The following is a 20,267-nucleotide window of genomic DNA, read 5'->3' on the forward strand; positions in this document are numbered from 1 at the left end:
TGTCCGTCATGTGGTCAGTCGACGAACATCTGGCGGACATCCTGCGATCGGTCCGGCCGCTCGCCCCCATCGAGCTCCCGCTGCTCGACGCGGCCGGCTGCGTGCTCACCGAGGACGTCACCGTGTCCGCCGCGCTGCCGCCGTTCGACAACAGCTCGATGGACGGCTACGCGGTGCGCGTCGCCGACGTCGAGGGCGTCACCGAGGAGTTCCCCGCCGTCCTCGGCGTCGTCGGGGACGTCGCGGCCGGCAGCGGCAACCTGCCGACCGTCGGCCCCGGACAGGCGGCCCGGATCATGACCGGCGCCCCCGTCCCACCCGGCGCCCAGGCCGTGGTGCCGGTGGAGTGGACGGACGGCGGCACCGGCGGCGGCCCCGCGAGCGCCATGGCCCCCGGCGCCCCGGGCCCCGAGGTCCGCGTCCACCGGCCGGTCACCGAGGGCCAGCACATCCGGCCGCGCGGCAGCGACGCGCCGGCCGGCGCTCTCGCGCTGCCCGCCGGCACCGTGCTCGGCCCGCCCCAGCTCGGGCTGCTCGCCGCGCTCGGCCGCCCGGCCGTGCCCGTCCGCCCGCGCCCCCGGGTCGTGGTCCTCTCCACGGGCAGCGAACTGACCGCGCCCGGCGAGCCGTTGGAGCCCGGCCGGATCCACGACTCGAACAGCTTCGCGCTGACCGCCGCCGCCCAGGCCGCCGGCGCCGTGGCCTTCCGGGTGGCCGCCGTCGCCGACGACGCGGCCACGCTGCGCGCCGTGCTGGAGGACCAGTTGGCGCGGGCCGACCTGGTCGTCACCAGCGGGGGCGTCAGCGTCGGCGCCTACGACGTCGTCAAGGAGGCGCTGGAGCGGGAGTCCGGGATCGAGTTCCGCCGGCTCGCCATGCAGCCGGGCAAGCCGCAGGGGTTCGGGCTGCTCGGCCCCGCCGGCGTCCCGCTGTTCGCGCTGCCCGGGAACCCGGTCAGCTCCTATGTCTCCTTCGAGCTGTTCGTCCGCCCCGCGCTGCGCGCCATGGCGGGGCTCCCGGCCGAGGACCCGCACCGCCCGCGCGTCCGGGCCCGGCTGGTCGCCGACGCCCCGCTCGCCTCGCCGCCGGGCCGCCGTCAGTTCCTGCGCGGCGCCTACGCCCCGGCGGCGCCCGGCGAGCCGCTCGGCACGGTCGCGCCGGTCGGCGGCGCCGGCTCGCACCTGCTGGCCGCCCTCGCCCGCGCCGACGCGCTGGTCGAGGTCCCGGAGGACCTGACCGAGGTCGCCCCCGGGACCGAACTGACGGTGGTGCTGCTGGGCTGAGCCGGGGAGTACCGTAGCTCCTCATGAGCGCCCCTCATCTCACCCATGTCGACGCCCAAGGCGCCGCCCGGATGGTCGACGTGTCGGAGAAGGCCGTCACCACGCGCACCGCACGGGCCACCGGGCGGGTGCTGGTGTCATCCGAGGTCGTCGGCCTGCTGCGGGACGGCGCCGTGCCCAAGGGCGACGCGCTCGCCACCGCCCGCATCGCCGGCATCATGGGCGCCAAGCGCACCCCCGAACTGATCCCGCTCTGCCACCCGCTGGCGCTCTCCGGCGTCCGGGTCGAGCTGACCGTCGCCGACGACGCGGTGGAGATCGCCGCCACCGTCCGCACCACCGACCGCACCGGCGTGGAGATGGAGGCGCTGACGGCGGTCAGCGTCGCCGCGCTGACGGTGGTGGACATGGTCAAGGCGGTCGACAAGGGCGCCGTCATCTCGGACGTCAGGGTCGAGGAGAAGACCGGCGGCGCGTCGGGCGACTGGAGCCGCCAGCGATGACGCCCCCGACGACGCCCGCCCCCTACCGTGCCCTCGCCCTCACCGCCTCCAACCGCGCCGCGGCCGGCGTCTACCAGGACACCACGGGGCCGCTGCTCGCCGAGGCCCTGACCGACCTCGGCTTCGCCACCCAGGGCCCCCTCGTCGTCCCGGACGGCGAACCCGTGCTGGCCGCCCTGCGGGACGCCGTGGCCGCCGCCTACGACGTGGTCCTGACCACCGGCGGCACCGGCCTCAGCCCCACCGACCGCACCCCGGAGATGACCCGCGCGGTCCTCGACCGCGAGATCCCCGGCATCCCCGAGGCCATCCGCGCGGCGGGGATCGCCAAGGTACCGACCGCCGCCCTCTCCCGCGGCCTGGCGGGCGTCGCCGACCGCACCCTCATCGTCAACCTCCCGGGCTCGCCGGGCGGGGTGCGCGACGGCCTCACCGTGCTGCGCCCGCTGCTGCGGCACGCCGTCGACCAGCTGCGCGGCGGCGACCACCCGAGATGAACGTTCCCACCTGGCCCGTCGAGCTGGTCGACGACCACGTCGGCCTGCGGCCCATCCGACAGCGCGACCACCGCGCCTGGCGCGAGATCAACCAGCGCAACCGCGACTGGCTGCGCCCCTGGGAGGCCAGCATCCCGCCCCCGCCGCCCGGCCATGTGCCGCCGCGGCGGCCGACGTTCCGGCAGATGGTCAGGCACCTGCGCAACGAGGCCCAGGCCGGCCGCATGCTGCCGTTCGTCGTGACCTACCAGGGGCGGCTCGTCGGGCAGTTGACGGTGGCCGGCATCACCTGGGGCTCGATGTGCGCCGGTCACGTCGGCTACTGGATCGACCGCGCGGCCGCCGGCCGCGGCATCATGCCGACGGCGGTGGCGCTGGTCACCGACCACTGTTTCCTCACGCTCGGCCTGCACCGGATCGAGATCTGCATTCGCCCGGAGAACGCCCCGAGCCGGCGCGTGGTGGAGAAACTCGGCTTCCGCGAGGAGGGTCTGCGCCCCCGCTATCTCCATATCGACGGCGCCTGGCGCGACCACCTGGTCTTCGCCCTGACCGCGGAGGAGGTCCCCGAGGGCCTGCTGACCCGCTGGCACGAGGCCCAGCGCACCCCCCAGAAATAAAACACACATTCGAATACGCCTGGTGGGCCGTTACCTCCCTGATAACAATCCGAAGAAATACCCGGGATGACGGCCTGATCGTGCGACACACCGCACCATTTGGCAGATGGACTCCCGCAAACCCCTCTACGGTGTGAGCGTGAGCAGCAGTGGCCTCATCTTCGCAATGATCGTCGGGGCCTGGGCCGCGTATCTCGTGCCGATGTGGCTCCGCAGGCAGGACGAGCTCAACGAGGCCCGCCCGACGGAACGCTTCAGCACCGCCATCCGGCTGCTGACGCGCAGACGCGCGTCGGAGGAGTCGGCGGAGGGGGAGACGCCGGAACCGGCCGCCGACGACGCCGTGCCAGCGGCGGACGCGCACCCGGACGTCGAGGCCGACGTCCGGGCCTTCGCCGAGCCCGTCGCCGCCGACCACCCCGCGCCCGCCCCGGCCCCGGCCGCGGCGCCCGCCCCGAGCGGCCGCGCCAAGGTCCTGGCCCGACGCCGCAGAACCACCATGGTCCTGCTGCTCGCCTTCACCCTCGGCGGCATCGTCACCCTCACCGCCGGCACCCGCTTCGTCTGGCTGCCCGCGATCCCGGCCGTGCTCCTCACCGCCTACGTCGTCCACGTGCGCCGCCAGGAGCGCCACCGCTACGCCGTCGCCCTCGACCGCCGCCGCGCCGAGGAGGCCGCCCGCCGGCTCCGCCAGCGCACGCAGGCGAGCACGGCCGCCAGGCCGGAGAAGCCGTCCAAGGCCATCGTCGAGCAGACCGACCACGCCGAGTGGGTCGACCAGCAGCGCCGCCGCGCCCCGGCCCTGGACGACGAGCCCCAGAGCTGGGACCCGGCGCCGGTCCCCCTGCCCACCTATGTCAACGCGCCGGTCGCCCCCCGCACCAACCGCGGCATCGACCTGGAGGCACCCGACACCTGGTCCGCCGCCCGCTCCACCACGGCCGCCACCCCGAACCCCACCGCCACCCCGCAGCCGGGCCCGCAGCGCACGCCCCTCTTCGACCAGTACGCCGACCCCGACGACGACCGCCACCGCCGCGCCTCCGGCGAGTGACCACCCCCCTGAACGGATTTCGGTCCGCCCCGCCCCGGGTGCTACAGTTTCCGAGTCGCAAGGGCCTGTAGCGCAGCCTGGTAGCGCATCTCGTTCGCAACGAGGGGGTCAGGGGTTCAAATCCCCTCAGGTCCACCGGCAAGTGCCGTTCCCAGTACCAGGTGGAACGGACAGACGGAATCCCGTCCGATCACTGATCGGGCGGGATTTCGCGTTTCCGGGCGGGCACGTCAGGTTGGGCGGAAGCACGGACACCCTCGAACAGGCGCCGCGGGAACGTCAGTCGGCCTCCGGGGCGGGTGCCTCGGGGGCGTGGCCGAGGCGGTGGGAGAGGCGGGCGGCGGCCTCGCGGGCGAGCGGGAGCATGGCGAGGAGTTCGGGGCGGCCGGCGCGGACGGCGGGGATGGAGACGGTGAGGGCCGCCACCACGGCGTCGTTGTGGTCCCGGACGGGCACGGCGAGGGCGACCACGCCCTTGACCCGCTCCTCGATGGAGATGGCGTAACCGTCCGCGCGGGCCCGGTCCAGGGCCGCCGCCACCTCGTCGGCCTCGGCCGGGTCCGAGCGACGGAGGTCGGCGAGGACGTCCTGGGCGACGGTGCCCGGCGCGTGGGCCAGCAGGACCTTGCCCGGCGAGCCGAGGTGGGGCGGCAGCGCGGCGCCGAGGTCGGTGTAGGTGCGGCGGAGCGGGTGCAGGGACTCGACCTGGGCGATCGTGCGGCGGCTGGGCAGGGCGTCGAGGATGTGCAGGCCGACGGTCTCGCCGGTCTGGTCGCGGAGCCAGCTCATGATGGGGGGCGCCTGCACGTCGAGTGAGAGCTGGTCGCGCGCCGCCTCGGCCAGGCCCAGGAGCCGGGGGCCGAGCGAGTAGGTGGTGGAGCCGGGGACCTGGGCGAGCATGCCGTGCGCGGCCAGGGAGCTGACCAGCCGGTGGGTGGTGCCCCTGGTCAGGTCGGTGTGCCGGGCGAGCTCGCTGATGCCGAGGACGGGGCGGGCGCGGGAGAAGGCGGTGAGTATCGCGATCGCCCGGTCGATCGACTGCACCCCCGATGGCCGGCCGACCGACTCCGCAGGGTTCTCTCCCGGTGCCGTCACGTGGCCAGCTTAGACGTCGCGCCGTTTCCCGGCGTCCGCGCCCCTTGTCGAGGGGACGAACACGGCCTAGGGTGCCCGCATCGCAGAACGTCGTACCGCAATACGGGCACCACTCGGCAGTACGGAGGACCGATGAAGATCGAGGACCGCAGCGGCGCGGCCGCCTCGAAGGCCGCCGCAAGCACCTTGGACAGCCAGGAACGTTTCGATTCGATAAGGGGACGCATCGGCCTGGGGCTCGGCCCCCTCGCCTTCGGCCTGATGCTCCTGACCGCCGTCGGTCTCGAGTGGGAGCAGCGGGCGCTCGCCGCCGTGCTCTGCCTGATGATCGTCTGGTGGGTCACCGAGGCCATACCTCTGGCCGCGACCGCGCTGCTCGGCATCGTCCTGTGCGTCTTCGTCGGCGTGGGCGACGAGGACACCGTCTTCGGGGCGTTCGGCAACGACACGATCTTCACGTTCCTGGGCGGCTTCGTCATCGCCAGGTCCATGACCGTGCACGGCCTGGACCGGCGCATCGCGCTGCGCGTGCTGTCCGTGGGCGGCGTGGTCCGCTCCCCGGTGCGCACCGTGATCGCCTTCGGCGGGATCGCCTGCGTCATCTCGGCGTTCGTCTCCAACACCGCCACCGTCGCCATGCTGTTCCCGATCGGCATCGGCATCGTGCGGGCGGTCAGCTCCATCAGCACCGGGCAGGGCGGGCAGGACCTGCGCTTCTCACGGTGGTCCACCGCGCTGATGCTGGTGATCGCCTACGGCGCCTCGATCGGCGGTCTGCTGACGCCCATCGGCGCCCCGCACCAGCTCATCGGGCGGGACCTCGTCGAGGAGCAGACCGGGGAGACGATCAACTTCGTCGAGTGGGTGCTGCTGTTCGCCCCGATCGTGCTGGTGATGTTCGGCGCGCTCTGCCTCGTGCTGCTCCGGCTCAACCGCCCCGAGGTGCGCGAGCTGACCGGCGCCGAGGAGTACGTGGCCGGGCGGCGCGCCGAGCTCGGCGGGTTCTCCCGGGGGGAGGCCAACACGTGCCTGGCGTTCGCCTTCGCCGTCGTCGGGTGGACGCTGCCCGGCTTCGCGAGCCTGCTGCTCGGGGACGACCACGGGGCCGTGACCTGGATGCACGAGCACCTGACCGAGGGGGTCGCCGCGATCGCCGCGGCCACCCTGCTGTTCCTGCTGCCGCTCGCCGGGACCGGCGACGCCGCGCGGCGGGCGCCCACGCTCACCTGGGACGAGGCGGTCAGGATCGACTGGGGCGTCATCCTGCTGTTCGGCGCCGGCACGGTGATGGGTTCGCTGTCCTCGGAGACCGGCCTCGCCGAGACCATGGGCACCTCGCTCGCCGACCGCCTCGGCGTGTCGTCGCTGGTCTCGATCACGATCCTCGCGGCGGTGGCCGGGCTGCTCATCTCCGAGACCACGAGCAACACGGCGAGCGCCGGGATCGTGGTGCCCATCGTGGTGCCGATCGCGGTCGCGATGGACGTCAACCCGCTGATCCCGGGCCTGGTCGCCACGGCCGCCGCCGGGTACGGCTTCATGCTGCCGGTGTCCACGCCGCCGAACGCCATCGTCTACGGCTCGGGGATGGTGCCGATGACGCGGATGATCCGCAGCGGGTTCGTGTTCGACCTCATCGGCGTGACCATCCTCGTCGCCGGCGTCCTCGCGATGGCGCCGCTCGTCGGCCTGTGACCGCCGCCCCTCCTTTTCCACCCACCCGCACCAGAAGCACCAGAAGACCGAGGAGATCCATGTCAGGCCCGCTCGACCGGCTCGCCCACCTCGTCGCCTCGCACGCCGGGTCGCCCCTGCCCGGCGACGTACGGGAGGCCGCCCGGCGCACCCTCTACAACGTGCTCGCGACGACCGTCGGCGCCGCCCGGGAGCCCGCGACGGACATCGTCGTCGCCGCGACCGCCGGACTCGGCGGGGGCGCGGCCCGACCGCCGGGGCGTCAGGAGCGGCTGCACCCGCTGGACGCGGCCCTCGCGACGGGCATCGCGGCGCACCTGGACGACTACGACGACACGCACCTGAGCACGGTCATCCACCCGGGGGCGGTGGGGCTCGGCGCCCTGGTCGGGCTAGCCGGACTCCGGGAGGAGATAGCCGACGCGGACGCCGACGACGTGCTCCTGGCCTTCGCCTGGGGCGTGGAGGCGCAGTTGCGGCTCGGGGTGGCCATCTCGCCCGCGCACTACGACGCCGGCTGGCACATCACCGGCACCTGCGGCGCGGTGGGGGCGGCGGTCACCGCCGGGCTGCTGCTCGGCCTCGGCGCGGCGGGCCTCACCACCGCGCTGGAGTGGGCGGTGGAGGGCGGGCTCGGCAACCGGGAGGCCTTCGGGTCGATGACCAAGCCCTTCCACCCGGGCAAGGCGGCGGTCAACGGGCTACGGGCGGCGTGGGACGCGGCGACGGACCCGGGCCGCCCGGGCCCCGGGGACTCCCTCACCGGCCCGGAGGGGCTGGTGCCGCGGCTGGCGCGGGGGGCGTTCGACGCGGACGCGCTGCTGGGCGACGTGGGACGGCGGTGGGAGCTGCTGGACAACACGTTCAAGCCCTATCCGTGCGGGATCGTCACGCACCCGGCGATCGAGGCGGCGGAGGCGCTGCACGGGCCGGTGGCCGAACGCGGCGGGCCGGCGGCGGTGCGGGCGATCCGGCTGGTGTGCCACCCGCTGGTCCCGGAGCTGACGGGGAACGTGCGGCCGGAGGACGGGCTCCAGGCCCGGTTCTCCACCGCCCACGGGGTGGCGGCCGGGCTGCTGCGGCCCGCGGTGGACCTCGCCGCGTACGCCGACGGGTTCGTGGTGTCCGAGGAGGCGCGGCGGCTGCGCTCGCTGGTGGTCTTCGAGCCCCGGGAGGAGTGCGCGCGGGACGCGGCCCGGATCGAGGTGACGCTGGCCGACGGCGAGGTGCTCACGCACGAGGTGGCACACGCCAGGGGCAGCCTGGCGCGACCGCTCACGGACGAGGAGCTGCGGGCCAAGGCCCGGGGGCTCGTCGACCGGGTGCGCGCCGGGGGCGCGGACGCGCTCGACGCGGCGACGCGGCAGCCGGGCCCGGGCTATCTGCGCGGGCTGCTGGCGGCGGTCGAGCCCGACGGGGCGGGGGTGCGGGCCCCGGCCGTCGAGGCCGACGGCGTCCCGGCCGGGTCGGCGGAGGACGTCGCGCTCGCCGAACTCCTGGCCGACGTGCGGCTGCTGCCCGCCGACCACCGGAACGTGGTGGCGGTGGGCGGGCTCCTGGACGAGGGCGTCCGCGTTCGACGTGACGTCGCCGCCGACGGCGACGGCGACGGCGACGGCGACGGCGACGAGCGGGAGCGGGCCGGGGCGGTCGCGGAGGCGCTCGTCCTGGCCGGGCACCGGCCCGCCGTGGCCGCGGCGGTGGCGCCGTGCACGGCTCGGCACCTGCCCCGCGCGGACGCGGCCCGGGCCGTCGCGGCCGCGCTGGCCGTCACGGCGCGGCTCGCGGCGCGGCTCGGCGTGGGCGTGGACCAGCTGCCCGGCTTCGCCGCCGCGCTCGCGACGGTCGCGGCCCACCGGCCGGCGCCGCGCACCGCGTTGATGGCGATCGGCCTGGCCGGCACCCAGGCCACCGGTGTCACCGGGACCGCGACGTCGCGCTCCGCCGACGCCCGGCGGGCGCGGCTCGCGGCGGCCGACGCCGTCACGTCGACGGCGCTGGTCCGGGGCGGATTCACCGGCCCCGCGCTGCCGCTGACGGGGCGTCGCGGACTGCTCAGCCTGCTGGCGCGGCAGGCCGAGCCCCCGTTGACCGGGGCCGACCTGCTGGACGAGCCGGCCCTCGATGCCGTACTCGGTCACCGGGCCCCCGCGTGAGGGCGCGCTGCGCGGTCCTCGACGACTACCAGGGGGTGGCCACGGCCATGGCCGACTGGTCACCCGTCCTGGACCGGGTGGCGGTGGTCGGCTTCCCGGAACACCTCGGCACCGAGGACGAACTGGCAGCGGCACTGGCCGGGTTCGACATCGTCGTCACGCTGCGCGAGCGCGTGCCCTTCCCGGCCTCGCTGCTCGCCCGGCTGCCACGGCTCAGGCTGCTGGTCGCCTCGGGCACCCGGAACTCGGTGATCGACCACGCGGCGGCCGAGCGGCTGGGCGTCACGGTGTGCGGCACGTCCAGCTCGCCGACGCCGCCGGTGGAGCTGACGTGGGCGCTGATCCTCGGTCTGGCCCGCGGCCTGGTCGCCGAGAACGCGGCGCTGCGCGCGGGCGGCCCCTGGCAGTCCACCGTCGGCGCCGACCTGCACGGCCGGCGCCTCGGACTGCTCGGGCTCGGGAACGTCGGTAGCCGGGTGGCCCGGGTCGGCCTCGCCTTCGGCATGGAGGTGGTGGCCTGGAGCCCGAACCTCACCAGGGAGCGGAGCGAGGAGGTCGGCGTGGCGCCGGCCGCGTCCCTGCCCGAGCTGCTGCGCACCAGCGACGTGGTCTCCGTCCACCTCGGTCTCGGCGACCGGACCCGCGGTCTGCTGGGAGCGCGGGAGCTGGCGCTGCTGCGGCCGACCGCGTACCTGGTGAACACCTCCCGCGCCGCCATCGTCGACCAGGGCGCGCTCGGCCACGCGCTGGAGCGGGGCGCCATCGCCGGCGCCGGCCTCGACGTGTTCGACAGCGAGCCGCTGCCGGCGGACCACCCGCTGCGCACCCTGCCCCGCCTGCTGGCCACCCCGCACCTCGGCTACGTCACCGAGGGCAACTACCGCCGGTACTACGGCGAGGCCGTCGAGGACATCCAGGCGTTCCTCGCGGGCTCGCCGATCCGCCGGCTGGAACCCGCCCGTTTCTGAGGGGCCTTCCGCTGCTTGTAGGTTCGCGGTGACGTGACCGCAGGCAGGTGAGGGTGGTGGAGCGGTGAGTGCGCCAGGGATCGGGCCCCGGCTGGGGGCCGTGCTCGTGTTCGGCTCTTCGGCGGCCGTGCTGGTCGTCGAGTTGGTGGCGTTGCGGCTGCTGGCGCCGTACGTCGGGCTGACCATGGAGATGAACACCATGGTGATCGGCATCGCGCTGTCGGCGATCGCGTTCGGGTCGTGGGCCGGCGGCCGGGCCGCGGACGCGGTGGCGCCGCGGCGGGCGCTCGGGCCGCTGCTCGCGCTGTCGGGGGTGGCGGTGGCGGTGACGCCGGCGCTGGTGCGGCTGGTCGGCGAGGCCGGGGGCTCCACGGCGCTGTTCGTCGGCGGAGCCTGCCTGTTCGTGCCGGCGGCGCTGTTGACGGCGGTGACGCCGATGGTGACCAAGCTGATGCTGACCGACCTGGCGGTGACCGGCACGGTGGTGGGACGGCTCTCGGGGATCGGCACGGCGGGCGGTATCGCCGGCACCGTGCTGACCGGCTTCGTGCTGATCTCGTTGGTGCCGGTCAGCGTGATCCTGATCGGGCTCGGGGTGCTGCTGGTGCTGACGGGGGTGCTGGTCGACGCGTCGATGCGGGACTGGCGGCGTGGCCGGCGGGCGCTGGTGGCGAGCGTGGTCGTGGGCGGCAGCGTCGCGGGGAGCGCGGCGGTGCCGAGTGGCTGTGACGCGGAGACGCGGTACCACTGCGCGCGGGTGGTCGCGGATCCGGCGCGGGAGAGCGGCCGGACGCTGGTGCTCGACGGGCTGCGGCACTCGTACGTGGACCTCGACGACCCGGAGCACCTGGACTTCGGCTATGTGCGGGCCATCGCGTCGGTGATCGACACGGCGTACCCGGCGGGTGAGGCGCTGGACGCCTACCACCTGGGCGGGGGCGGCCTCTCGATACCGAGTTACCTGCGCGCGGTGCGGCCCGGCTCCAGCAGCGTGGTGTCCGAGATCGACCCCGGTGTGGTCGACGTCGACCGGGCGTGGCTGGGCGCGGAGACGGGCGATGACCTGCGGGTGCGGGTGGAGGACGGCCGGATGGGGCTGCGACGGATCGACACCGACTCCCGGGACCTGGTCGTCGGTGACGCGTTCGGCGGCATCAGCGTGCCGTGGCACCTCACCACCCGGGAGGCGATCGCGGACGTGGAGCGCGTGCTGCGGCCCGGCGGCGCCTACGTCGTCAACATGATCGACCACGGCGAGCTCGCGTTCGTCCGGGCCGCCGTCGCCACGCTGGCGGCGGAGTTCGAGTACGTCGCGGTGGCCGCGGACCGGCGGGCCTTCGACGACGGGACCGGCGGCAACTTCGTGGCCGCGGCCTCGGACCGGGAGCTCGACGTGGCGGCGTGGGGGGAGCGCTTCGCCGGGCGCGGGAACCTCCGTCCCGGCGAGCAGTGGGAGATCATCAGCGGCGCGGAGGTCACGGAGTGGGTCGGCGACGCCCAGGTGCTGACCGACGACTTCGCGCCCGTCGACCAGCTGCTCACGCCGTACGCGCGGCGATGAGCGGGGCCCGCCCCCCAGCCGGCGCTGGGAGGCGCCCCCACCTCCCGGCCCGCTGATGCGCGGTCATCGGGCGGGCCGACACGACTAGCGGGCCGCCACCCTCGCCGCCGCCGCGCGGACCGCGTCGAGTTCCGCGTACATGACCGCGCCGGGGCACTCGGTCTCCATCCAGTCCTGGTGGCCGCTGACGACGCTGACGTCGCGCTCCGCACCGCTGACGGGGTTGACGAACCGGGTCTGGCCCTGTGGGTCGAGCCCGTGGAAGCGGCTCAGCATCGCGACGAGCGTGACGAGGGACTCGCGGGCCGCGTCGGTCGGCGGCTGGTCGACCAGGGTGCCGAGCAGGGCGATGCCGACGTTGCCGGAGTTCATGCCGCCGACGTGGCTGGCGGTGACCGCGTTGCCCTCGGCGTCGTGGCCCGGGATGCCGTCGTCGCCCGTGTAGTGCCCCTCGTAGATGAGGCCCTCACGGTCGATCAGGAAGTGGTAGCCGATGTCGGTCCAGCCGTTGGTCTGGATGTGGAAGGTGTAGATGGCCCGCACCTCGGCGGCGGCGTCGGTGTACTCGTTGGTCGTCGCCGTGTGGTGCACGGTGATGGCCTGCACGGGGTAGTACGTCAGCGGCCCGATCGGCTCGCCGTTCTCGTCGAACCGCAGGGACTCGTCCGCGCCCCACTCGGCCCGGGAGAGGTACCGCGTGCCGCGCATGCGCTGCGGCGAGTCCGGGACGCGCTGGCTGCGCGGGGTGCCGCGTTCGGTGTCGACGGCGAGGCCCGGGGCGTCCTGGAGCCCGTCGGGGAGGCGCAGTTCGAAGCGGGAGGCGCCGTGCGCGGCGACGAGCGTGGCGCCCTCGTTCGCGCGGCCGCAGTCGGCGGCCGGGTTCAGGGGCCGCCAGTCGGCGCCGGCGTCCGGGAAGCGGATGGCGGCCTCGGAGCCGTCGGCGGGCAGGCGGAGGCCCAGGTAGCTGAGGGGGAAGCCGACGGCCGCCTCCGTGGCGCCCGAGGTGTCCTCGGTGCGGGTCGTGGCGAACCGGGCGGTCGAGCCGGTGCTTTCCGCCGCGTCGTCCTGGGCGGTGTCGTCGTCGGAGCCGGTGACCGCGAAGACGGCCGGGGTCAGCACGCCGGCGGCGGCGACGCCGCTCGCGGCGCCGATCACGGCGCGGCGTGGCAGGCGGGACGGCTGGCGGTGGGTGGGTGGTATGGGGTCGGTGTGGGGTGTTCGCACCTTGGGGATGCTAGGCCGCGAACGCGCCGGTTCGGCACGAGGGCCCGCGCCGTGCGAAAGAGCTCCACCGTCTCTCCACGGCCTGGTCCTGACCTTCATCGGCGCTCCGTGTCCGGGCGCCCGCTCGGGCCGGCATCCGGTCAGTCGGCGGCTCGGCTCGCGCGCATCCGGCCGACGGGGGGCGGGTCGGCGTCCAGCAGCGGGGTCGTGGGGCGCGGCAGGCCGTACATGGCGTAGAGGCGGTGGCGGATGCGCTCGGTCGGGTACTGGTCGGCGTAGACGGCGGTCTTGAAGATCACGCCCTCCAGGACGCTCCGCAGCAGCACCTCCTCCAGCGCCGGGTCCTCGGCGCCGCGGGCGGCGAACAGCTCGCGCAGGCCGTCCTCCAGGGTCAGCAGCCGCTCCTCCATGCGGGCCTCGGCGGCGGCGAAGAGGGGGTGGGTGGCCGGGTTGACCACCAGGCTGAGCGCCATGCGCTGCACGCCGACGGTGGTGGCCGCGGCGTGCAGGATGGCGTCGATGATCGCGGCGAGGCGCTCGTCGGGGGTGCCGGTCACGTCGAGGACGCCGGCCACGCCGTCGAGGTAGCGGTCGAGGAGCTCGTCCACCAGTCTTTGCTTGCCGGGGAAGTAATAGGTGATCAGGCCCCGGGAGACGCCGGCGCGGGCGGTGATGTCGGAGATGGTGGCCTCGTGGTAGCCCTTCTCGGCGAAGACCTCGAGGGCCGCGGCGAGGATCCGCTCCCGCGACTGTGCCCGCATCTCCTCGTTGGTCTCCACGGATCGTGGTGACACTCGGCTACCCCATTCCCACTGTTCCGGCTCTCGCTCTCCCGCGTCTCCCATTGTCGCGCCTCCCACACCGGCACTCTGCGTGACGGCGGCGGAGGCCCGTTGCCCCGTGTACTGGATGGCTGTACAGTCAACCTGACCGACGGGGGGCGACGGTCCTCGGCTGGCGAGACGGCCTCCCGCCCTGCCCGGGGACCGTCGACACGTCCAGCTCCCCCTGCGGTTCGCAAAACTTTCACGATCGCAAGGAGCAAGGAGCCCACACGGTGGCGAGCAAGGAAGAACTCAAGGCGGCGATCCACGCGGCCTTCGACTCCGCGGTTCCGGACGGCGCGAGCTACACCAAGGTGTACGCGTCGGACATGAGGCAGCGGAACTACATCGTGTTCAGCAGCACGAAGGTCTACAACTACGCGGTGGGCTTCAGACCGGGCGGCACGGAGCTGGTGATCGTCCCGGTCGACGAGGAGAACGGGACCGTCACGCCCGGCACCCCGGTGCGGATCACCGACGCCAACCGCGGCAACGTGAAGAAGCGGGACCTCCAGGGCCGGTTCCACGTCGCGACGACGGACGGGCAGAAGTTCCGCTTCGTCGTCATACCGTCGGTGCCTCGGATCACCTCGGCCTTCTACCAGCTGCCGGTGGACCAGAAGGAGGAGTACGAGGCGTTCCAGGCGGTCAAGGAGCTGATCTGCGGCTGACGCTCACCCGGGGTCCCGCCCGTCGGGAGGGCGGGCGGGGCCCCGGTGCCGGGCGGCGGTCAGTCGACCTGGAGGAGGGCGCCGGTGGTGTTGGCGCCGGGTTGCGCGATCCCGCCCGGCTTGGCGGCCGCGACCAGGGCGTCGCGCACCTCGGCCGGGGTGGCCCCCGGATGGTCCGCGAGGTAGAGCGCGGCGGCCCCGGCGACGTGCGGCGCGGCCATGGAGGTCCCGGACCAGGAGCGGCTGGCGGTGTCGGACGAGTACCAGGCCGAGACGATGTCCGTGCCCGGGGCGTAGATGTCCACGACCGGGCCGATGTTGGAGAAGCCGGAGCGGGCGTCGGTGTTGGTGCTGGACGCGACGGTGACGGCCTCCGCCACCCGGGCCGGCGAGTAACTTCCGGCGTTGGCACCGGTGTTGTTGCCGGCGGCGACCACATAGGTGACGCCGGACGCGATGGAGGCGCGGACCGCGTCGTCGATCAGGCCGTTGGCGCCGCCGATCAGGCTCATGTTGGCGACGGCCGGTCCCTCGGCGTTGGCCGTCACCCACTCGACGCCGGCCACGATGGACGTGGTGGTGCCGGTGTTGTTGTCGTCCAGGACGCGGACCGAGACCAGGTCGGCGGCCTTCGCGACGCCGTAGCTCGTGCCGCCCGCGGTGGCGGCGACGTGGGTGCCGTGGCCGTAGCCGTCGTTGCCGCCGCTGCTCCACCGGTCGTAGCCGAAGGCGGCGCGCCCGCCGAAGTCGACGTGGCCGTACCGGATCCCGGTGTCCAGGACGTAGATGGTGACGCCCTCGCCGCCGCCGTCGGGGTAGGTGTAGGAGCGGTCGAGGGGCAGGTTGGGCTGGTCCACGCGGTCGAGTCCCCAGGAGGGCGGGCTCGGCTGGGTGGCCGCGCCGCGCACCAGGCGGTCCTGGGTGACGGAAAGGACGGCCGGATCGGCGGCCAGCTCCCGGGCCTCGGCCTCGGTGGCGCGGACCGCGAGGCCGTTGAGGGTGAGCGGGAAGGCGTCGGTGACCTCCGCGCCATGCCTCTCGGCGACGCGCTCGGCGCCGGCCGAGCCGGCGCGAGGGGCCGCGGCCGACTCCCGTAACCGGACGAGATAGCTGCCGGCGACGGCGTCGGGGGCGCCGGCGTGGACGATGCGCCCCTGCGGCGGGCCGGGGGCCCCGGCGGCGGCCGGTGCGGCGAGCGCGCCGAGGCCCAGGGCGAAGGTGAGGGCACCAGCCAGGGCAACCCTGCGGGGCGTGCGCTTCATTGTCACGGTGAGGGGTCCTCTCGTCGAGGCAGGGCTTAGCGTCATGCACCTGCCAGGCGGCAGAGTGACGGCCGGGACGGCTGCGCACAAGGGGGCGAGCAGGGCCTGCTGGACCGGGGCGGACGCCAGAACGAGAGACCCGGGGACCCCATGACGTCAGATTGCATCTGCCCAAGACGGAATCTGACGTCACGAGGCGATACGCCGTTCGCCGGGCGCAAGCGCGTCCACGCGGTCCGTCCGCCTCAGGGGCTCGTTCGCGACACCGCGGACGCCTGGGGTGTGTCCTCCGTCCGGGCCGCTAGCGCAGGGCGAACTCCGTGGCGTGGGTGGCCTCGACACAGTAGCGCCGCCAGGTGGCCTGGCGGTCTGGGCTGTCGCCGGGGATGGCGCAGACCTCGACGCGAAAGGAGTCGGGGTCCACGGCGAGCATCCTGGTGAACTGGTCGTCGCCCCACTCGATCTCGGCCTCGGTCGCCCCGCCACCGGCAACGCTGATCCGAACACGGTCACCCGGCTCACCGTGCAGAATCCGCCCCCACACCGCGTGGCAGCGCGGGTTGTAACGGACCTCAAGCACGGCGGGGTTGTCCTCGACAGGGCGATGGGAGCCGGCGTCCGCACCACAGGTGGTGGTCTCCGGATTACGTCCGTCGCAGTCCGTGCCTGGACAGGTGGGAGCCGGCGCGGGAGGCGGGATGATCCGCTCCGCTCCCCGGCTGGCCAACACCTCCACCGCGCCCACGGCCGCGGCCGTGATCAGGCCGGCGATCAGCGCGTTGCGCAGCAGGTGCCGCTCCAAGGCGTGCCTGAGCCTCGCCAGCCGGCCCTCCCCCGCGCCCGGGCCCGGCGCCGTGGCGACGTCGTCCGGATCGCCGGAGCCGTTCGACGTATTCGAGCCCACGCCAGCCACGGCACCCCCATCCCTCGATCGGTGATGCCCTGACAACGTGTCACCGTGCCTGGAGTCACGAGTTTCCCGCGGGCACGCGGAAGTCGGCGGCGACACGAGGGCGGCGGACCGGAGTACGGCGGGCGTCACCGTGCGTGGCATGATGACCGCGGCCGAAGGGTGGGGAAAACATGAAGAGTTATGAGCGTCGAGTGACGCTTGTGTCCGTGGCGGCCGTGTCTGTCCTCTCGATCGCGCTCAGCGCCTGCGGCAGCGACGGTGCCGGCTCGGCGAGCGCGGGCGCGGGCGCGCCGGAGCCGTCGGCGACGACGTCACCGTCTGCCGAGTCGAACGGGATCGCGGAGCTCTCCGCCGAGGAGATCCTGCGGCGCACGGACGCCCTACTGGGCGAAGCGTCCTGGTACCGCCAAGTGGTGTCCTTCACCGAGGACTTCGACTCGACTGGCAGCACCGACCTCACCTTCGGGTCCGGCGGGCGGTGCTTCGGAGAGGTCTACGACCCCAGCATCGGAACGCTCGAAATGACCCGCCAGGGCGACGACTTCTGGCTCAAGCTGGATGAGGAGTCGTACGTGCACGCCCCGGCCGATCACGACGCGATCGCCGCCCACGCCGAGCTGTGCGCCTCGCCCGGCCTCCCGGAGTCTGTGCTCGCGGGCCAACCGGCCGACAGCGGGCTGGAGACGACCAGCCTCGTGGTCGAGGAGGCCGAGGACCAGGGACGCGTCCCCGTGGTCGCCGTGCGGCGGGAGGAGAGCGGTGAGGGCCCCGACGCCGACACGGTAACGTCGGAGCTGTTGATCGCCGCCCAGGGCGAGCCCTACCCGGTCCAGCTCAGAGTGGTGACAGACTCCCCCGCCCAGGGCACCACCACGGTGGAGAAGTTCCAGTACACCCAGTTCGGCGTCGATCCCGGATTCGAGACCCCAGCCGTGGAACAGACCGTGGAGATCGATGATCTGGACTTCACCCTGGACCTCCCGGCGCCGTGACCGCGCCCGCCGCCCCGCCGCTTCGACCGACCCGCCTCGATGTTGAGGCGCTATTCCCGGAGTTGACCGGGCTCGCGCGGCAGACGACGTTGCTGTGCCCTCGGATCGGAGAGCCGGGGGTGCGGGACAGTTCGGTCGGCGGTCCGCTGCTGTGGCCGGCGGACGAGCCGTGGCCGATGTGCGGCGCCGAGGGGCACTACGAGCCGCTGCGGAGGCCCACCGAGGTGGTGGGGCCCGAGCCGGTGGCGATGGTGCCCGTGGTGCAGCTGTACGCGAGGGACGTGCCGGAGTTGCCGTTCCCGGCGGGCACGGACGTGCTCCAGGTGGTGTGGTGCCCACTGCTCCACGACGACGGGGTCAACGTGGTGTCGCCGCGGCTGTACTGGCGCGACGAACGGGCCGTCGGAGCCGGGGCGTTGCGGTCGGACCGGCCGGAACCGTACGCGGCCGACGAGGACTTCGTGCCGCGGCCCTGCATGGTGACCCCGACCCGGGCCGTCGAGTACCCGAACCGGGACCTGCCCGAGGGGCTTGGCGAGGCGCTGACCGACCGGTTCGACGAGGTCGAGCGGCGGTTCGGGGTCTCCTACTTCGAGGCCGCCACCACGATCCAGAGCAAGGTCGGCGGCTACCCCGGCTGGACGCAGGCGCCCGACTGGCCCATGTGCCGCTGCGGTCGCCGGATGGCGCACCTGCTCAGCGTCACCGCGACGGAGACCGGCCCGTGGCACGGGGACGACGACGCGCCCGCGGGCCACGGCATGGACATGGGGGACCTGGGCGGGGTGTACCTCTTCGTCTGCACCGCCTGCCCCGACCGGCCGTTCGCGCATCGGTACGACTGCTGACGGCTGGTCGGCCGTGCTAGCGCAGGGCGAAGTCCGTCTCGTGGGTGGCCTCGACGCAGTAGCGCTGCCAGCTGGCCTGTCGGTCGGGGCTGTCGCCGGGGACGGCGCAGACCTCGACGCGGAAGGCGGTGGGGTCGACGGCGACCATCTTGGTGAACTGGTCGGTCTCGTAGTTGATCTGGGCCTCGGTGGCGCCGCCGCCGGTGACCTGGACGGTGACGCGGTCGCCCGGTTCGCCGGTCAGGATGCGGCCCCAGACGGCCTGGCAGCGGGGGTTGTAACGGATCTCCAGGGTGGCCGGGTTGGCCTCGGCGGGGCGGTGCGAGCCCGCGTCGTCGCCGCAGCCGGTGGCCTGCGGGTTGCGGTCGCCGCAGTCCGTGCCGGGGCAGGTGGGCGGCGGGTCCTCGGCGATGACGCGTTCGGTCACGGCTGTCACCACGGTGGTCACCACCGTGGCGGCGGCGAGCGTGATCAGGGTGTTGCGGAGGACGTGCTGCCGGAAGCCCTGCCACACCCTCGTCAGCCGGCCGCCGGCCGGCCCAGGGCCGGACTCCGGGTCAGTTGTGCTGCTCATGCCATCTCCCCACCCGCGGACCCCCCTCCTCCGGGTGTTACCCGCCATGCGCGGACCATGACAGCGCGTTCGCGCCAATCGTGAGCGGCGATGATGGGCGGATGACGGAAAGCGAGTGGTGGTGGCCCGCCGGTCCTGGCGAGGTGGGGCGGTTGTTGGTGCGGACGCCGTTGATGGCGCGGGAGCTGCCGGCGTTCGACGCCGCGGCGGCCCCGGACGGTCCCGGTGAGCTGTTCGCGGCCTGGCTGGCGGCGGCGGTGGCGGCCGGGGTGCTCGATCCGCACGCCATGACGCTGGCGACGGTCGGCCTCGACGGGGTGCCGGACGCGCGGGTGGTGGCGCTGCGCAACGTGGACGAGGCGGGCGGGGGTTGGGTGTTCGCGGCGAGCGCCGACAGCCCGAAGGGGCGGCAGTTGGCGAACCGGGCGGTGGCCGCGATGACGTGTTACTGGCCGGCCCAGGGGCGGCAGGTGCGGCTCCGGGGGCGGGTGGAGGCGGCACCGGCGGAGGTGGCGGCGGCCGAGTTCCGGAAACGGTCGCCGCGCAGCCGGGTGGCGGGGCTGGTAGCGCGGCAGAGCGAGCCGCTGGAGTCGACGGCCGGGTACGAGGCCGCGGCGGCGGAGGCCGAGCGGCGGCTGGCCGCCGAGCCGGACGCGGTGCCGCCGGGGCACACGGTGTACGCGCTGTGGGCCGACGAGGTCGAGTTCTGGCAGGGCGACGCGGGCCGGCGGCACGTGCGCCTGCGGTACCGCCGCGCGGCCGGCGGGGCGGGGTGGCGGCGCGAGCTGCTGTGGCCGTGAGGCGATCCGGATCGGCGTCAAGGCCGCGCCGTCACGTCCATCACTTGGGGTGAGGGTACGGTCGTATGGAGGGATCACATCCCCCGTCTCGACCATTCTGGCGTCCATGGGAGTACTGATGACCGAGCGCCCGCAGGAGATCCAGGCGACCTCGGACAACTGGTGGTGCCCGCCGGAAGAGGGGTGGACGTACGACCAGGTCAAGGACGTCGAGCTCCCGTTCGACTGGGAACTGGTGGACGGTGTGATCGTGGTTCGGGGACAGACGCCGTACTGGCACGACAAGGTGAAGGGCGCGATCTTCCGCGTCCTGTCCTCGATCGCGCCGGAGTCCCACGAGGTCGCGATCGAAACGTGCGTGATGGTCGACGAGCGGACCGTCATCAAGCCGGACGTCGTCGTCTTCGAGAAGCGGGGCCTTGATCCCTTCACCATGGAGTGCGTGCCCGTGGCGAGCGTCCGGCTGGCCGTGGAGGTCGTCTCCCCTGGTTCGAAGCGGCGGGACCAGTGGCTGAAGCCGGCGATCCTGGTCGAGGCCGGCGTGCCGCACTACTGGCGTGTCGAGCGTGACCGGGAGAACCTTCCGGTGGTTCACGAGTACCGGATCGATCCGGACACCGGGGCCTACATCCCCGCCCACGAGTACGCGATCCACCGGGAGAAGCTGAGCGCGGAGAAGCCGTTCCCCGTCGATATCGATCTGCGGGCCCTGATCGAGTTCTAGCCC

At 74.0% G+C, this 20,267-nt stretch carries 20 protein-coding genes and 1 tRNA gene; 15 read left to right on the forward strand and 6 right to left on the reverse strand.

Annotated elements, in window-relative coordinates; genetic code table 11:
• Positions 1 to 8 precede the first annotated feature (8 nt).
• The 6 genes from glp to RNC47_RS16985 all read left to right on the forward strand — a co-directional run bounded on the left by glp (position 9) and on the right by RNC47_RS16985 (position 4,092).
• Positions 9 to 1,283, forward strand: a complete 1,275-nt coding sequence (gene glp / locus RNC47_RS16960; RefSeq protein ID WP_311599677.1) for a molybdotransferase-like divisome protein Glp — start codon at positions 9 to 11, stop codon at positions 1,281 to 1,283.
• Positions 1,284 to 1,306: 23 nt separating this feature from the next.
• On the forward strand, positions 1,307 to 1,786 hold the full coding sequence (gene moaC / locus RNC47_RS16965; protein ID WP_311599679.1) for a cyclic pyranopterin monophosphate synthase MoaC: 480 nt from the start codon (positions 1,307 to 1,309) through the stop codon (positions 1,784 to 1,786).
• Positions 1,783 to 2,283, forward strand: coding sequence for a MogA/MoaB family molybdenum cofactor biosynthesis protein (locus tag RNC47_RS16970; RefSeq protein ID WP_311599681.1), 501 nt, complete (start codon positions 1,783 to 1,785; stop codon positions 2,281 to 2,283). The genes moaC and RNC47_RS16970 overlap by 4 nt, the downstream gene beginning before the upstream one ends.
• Positions 2,280 to 2,903: a GNAT family N-acetyltransferase gene (locus RNC47_RS16975; protein WP_311599684.1), complete on the forward strand. Its 624-nt coding sequence runs from the start codon at positions 2,280 to 2,282 to the stop codon at positions 2,901 to 2,903. The genes RNC47_RS16970 and RNC47_RS16975 overlap by 4 nt, the downstream gene beginning before the upstream one ends.
• Positions 2,904 to 3,042: 139 nt before the next feature.
• Positions 3,043 to 3,957, forward strand: a complete 915-nt coding sequence (sepX, locus tag RNC47_RS16980) for a divisome protein SepX/GlpR (protein WP_394814801.1) — start codon at positions 3,043 to 3,045, stop codon at positions 3,955 to 3,957.
• Between the two features lie 61 nt (positions 3,958 to 4,018).
• A tRNA-Ala gene (locus RNC47_RS16985) sits at positions 4,019 to 4,092 on the forward strand.
• Positions 4,093 to 4,236: 144 nt separating this feature from the next.
• Here RNC47_RS16985 and RNC47_RS16990 read toward each other — a convergent pair.
• A complete protein-coding gene (locus tag RNC47_RS16990) occupies positions 4,237 to 5,052 on the reverse strand; it encodes an IclR family transcriptional regulator (protein ID WP_311599688.1) in 816 nt (271 codons plus the stop codon).
• Positions 5,053 to 5,184: 132 nt separating this feature from the next.
• On the opposite strand from RNC47_RS16990, the gene RNC47_RS16995 reads away from it, so the two are divergent.
• The 4 genes from RNC47_RS16995 to RNC47_RS17010 all read left to right on the forward strand — a co-directional run bounded on the left by RNC47_RS16995 (position 5,185) and on the right by RNC47_RS17010 (position 11,432).
• Positions 5,185 to 6,747, forward strand: coding sequence for an SLC13 family permease (locus RNC47_RS16995; protein WP_311599690.1), 1,563 nt, complete (start codon positions 5,185 to 5,187; stop codon positions 6,745 to 6,747).
• 59 nt (positions 6,748 to 6,806) lie between these two features.
• Positions 6,807 to 8,903: an MmgE/PrpD family protein gene (locus RNC47_RS17000; protein WP_311599691.1), complete on the forward strand. Its 2,097-nt coding sequence runs from the start codon at positions 6,807 to 6,809 to the stop codon at positions 8,901 to 8,903.
• Entirely contained in the window at positions 8,900 to 9,871 is a 972-nt protein-coding gene (locus RNC47_RS17005; RefSeq protein ID WP_311599692.1) for a D-2-hydroxyacid dehydrogenase family protein, read from the forward strand. The genes RNC47_RS17000 and RNC47_RS17005 overlap by 4 nt, the downstream gene beginning before the upstream one ends.
• Positions 9,872 to 9,935: 64 nt before the next feature.
• Positions 9,936 to 11,432: a fused MFS/spermidine synthase gene (locus tag RNC47_RS17010; RefSeq protein WP_311599693.1), complete on the forward strand. Its 1,497-nt coding sequence runs from the start codon at positions 9,936 to 9,938 to the stop codon at positions 11,430 to 11,432.
• Between the two features lie 84 nt (positions 11,433 to 11,516).
• On the opposite strand, the gene RNC47_RS17015 is transcribed toward RNC47_RS17010, so the two are convergent.
• The gene (locus RNC47_RS17015) at positions 11,517 to 12,656 is read right to left on the reverse strand and encodes a peptidoglycan recognition protein family protein (RefSeq protein WP_311599695.1); all 1,140 of its coding nucleotides are present in this window, start codon (positions 12,654 to 12,656) and stop codon (positions 11,517 to 11,519) included.
• A 140-nt stretch (positions 12,657 to 12,796) separates the two neighbouring features.
• Positions 12,797 to 13,450, reverse strand: a complete 654-nt coding sequence (locus RNC47_RS17020; RefSeq protein WP_311599697.1) for a TetR/AcrR family transcriptional regulator — start codon at positions 13,448 to 13,450, stop codon at positions 12,797 to 12,799.
• A 263-nt stretch (positions 13,451 to 13,713) separates the two neighbouring features.
• Between RNC47_RS17020 and RNC47_RS17025 the strand changes: the two genes are divergently transcribed.
• Positions 13,714 to 14,151 (forward strand): hypothetical protein, encoded by a 438-nt coding sequence (locus tag RNC47_RS17025; protein WP_311599698.1) that lies wholly within the window; start codon positions 13,714 to 13,716, stop codon positions 14,149 to 14,151.
• A gap of 59 nt (positions 14,152 to 14,210) precedes the next feature.
• Here the strand turns inward: RNC47_RS17025 and RNC47_RS17030 are convergent, their stop codons facing one another.
• Positions 14,211 to 15,413 carry a S8 family peptidase gene (locus RNC47_RS17030; RefSeq protein ID WP_311599786.1) on the reverse strand — a complete coding sequence of 401 codons (1,203 nt, stop codon included), beginning with the start codon at positions 15,411 to 15,413 and terminating at the stop codon, positions 14,211 to 14,213.
• A gap of 301 nt (positions 15,414 to 15,714) precedes the next feature.
• Complete coding sequence (locus tag RNC47_RS17035; protein ID WP_311599700.1) at positions 15,715 to 16,317, reverse strand: DUF2690 domain-containing protein; 603 nt, start codon at positions 16,315 to 16,317, stop codon at positions 15,715 to 15,717.
• A 215-nt stretch (positions 16,318 to 16,532) separates the two neighbouring features.
• On the opposite strand from RNC47_RS17035, the gene RNC47_RS17040 reads away from it, so the two are divergent.
• Positions 16,533 to 17,318, forward strand: a complete 786-nt coding sequence (locus RNC47_RS17040) for a hypothetical protein (protein ID WP_311599701.1) — start codon at positions 16,533 to 16,535, stop codon at positions 17,316 to 17,318.
• 119 nt (positions 17,319 to 17,437) lie between these two features.
• Entirely contained in the window at positions 17,438 to 18,166 is a 729-nt protein-coding gene (locus RNC47_RS17045) for a hypothetical protein (RefSeq protein WP_311599702.1), read from the forward strand.
• A gap of 16 nt (positions 18,167 to 18,182) precedes the next feature.
• On the opposite strand, the gene RNC47_RS17050 is transcribed toward RNC47_RS17045, so the two are convergent.
• Positions 18,183 to 18,740: a DUF2690 domain-containing protein gene (locus tag RNC47_RS17050; RefSeq protein ID WP_311599705.1), complete on the reverse strand. Its 558-nt coding sequence runs from the start codon at positions 18,738 to 18,740 to the stop codon at positions 18,183 to 18,185.
• Positions 18,741 to 18,841: 101 nt separating this feature from the next.
• On the opposite strand from RNC47_RS17050, the gene RNC47_RS17055 reads away from it, so the two are divergent.
• Together RNC47_RS17055 and RNC47_RS17060 are read left to right on the forward strand one after the other, a co-directional pair.
• Positions 18,842 to 19,540 (forward strand): pyridoxal 5'-phosphate synthase, encoded by a 699-nt coding sequence (locus RNC47_RS17055; protein ID WP_311599706.1) that lies wholly within the window; start codon positions 18,842 to 18,844, stop codon positions 19,538 to 19,540.
• Between the two features lie 106 nt (positions 19,541 to 19,646).
• Positions 19,647 to 20,264, forward strand: coding sequence for a Uma2 family endonuclease (locus RNC47_RS17060; RefSeq protein WP_311599708.1), 618 nt, complete (start codon positions 19,647 to 19,649; stop codon positions 20,262 to 20,264).
• Positions 20,265 to 20,267 lie beyond the last annotated feature (3 nt).

Origin of the sequence: Streptomyces millisiae, assembly GCF_031845425.1 — a bacterium.
GTDB lineage: Bacteria > Actinomycetota > Actinomycetes > Streptomycetales > Streptomycetaceae > Streptomyces > Streptomyces millisiae.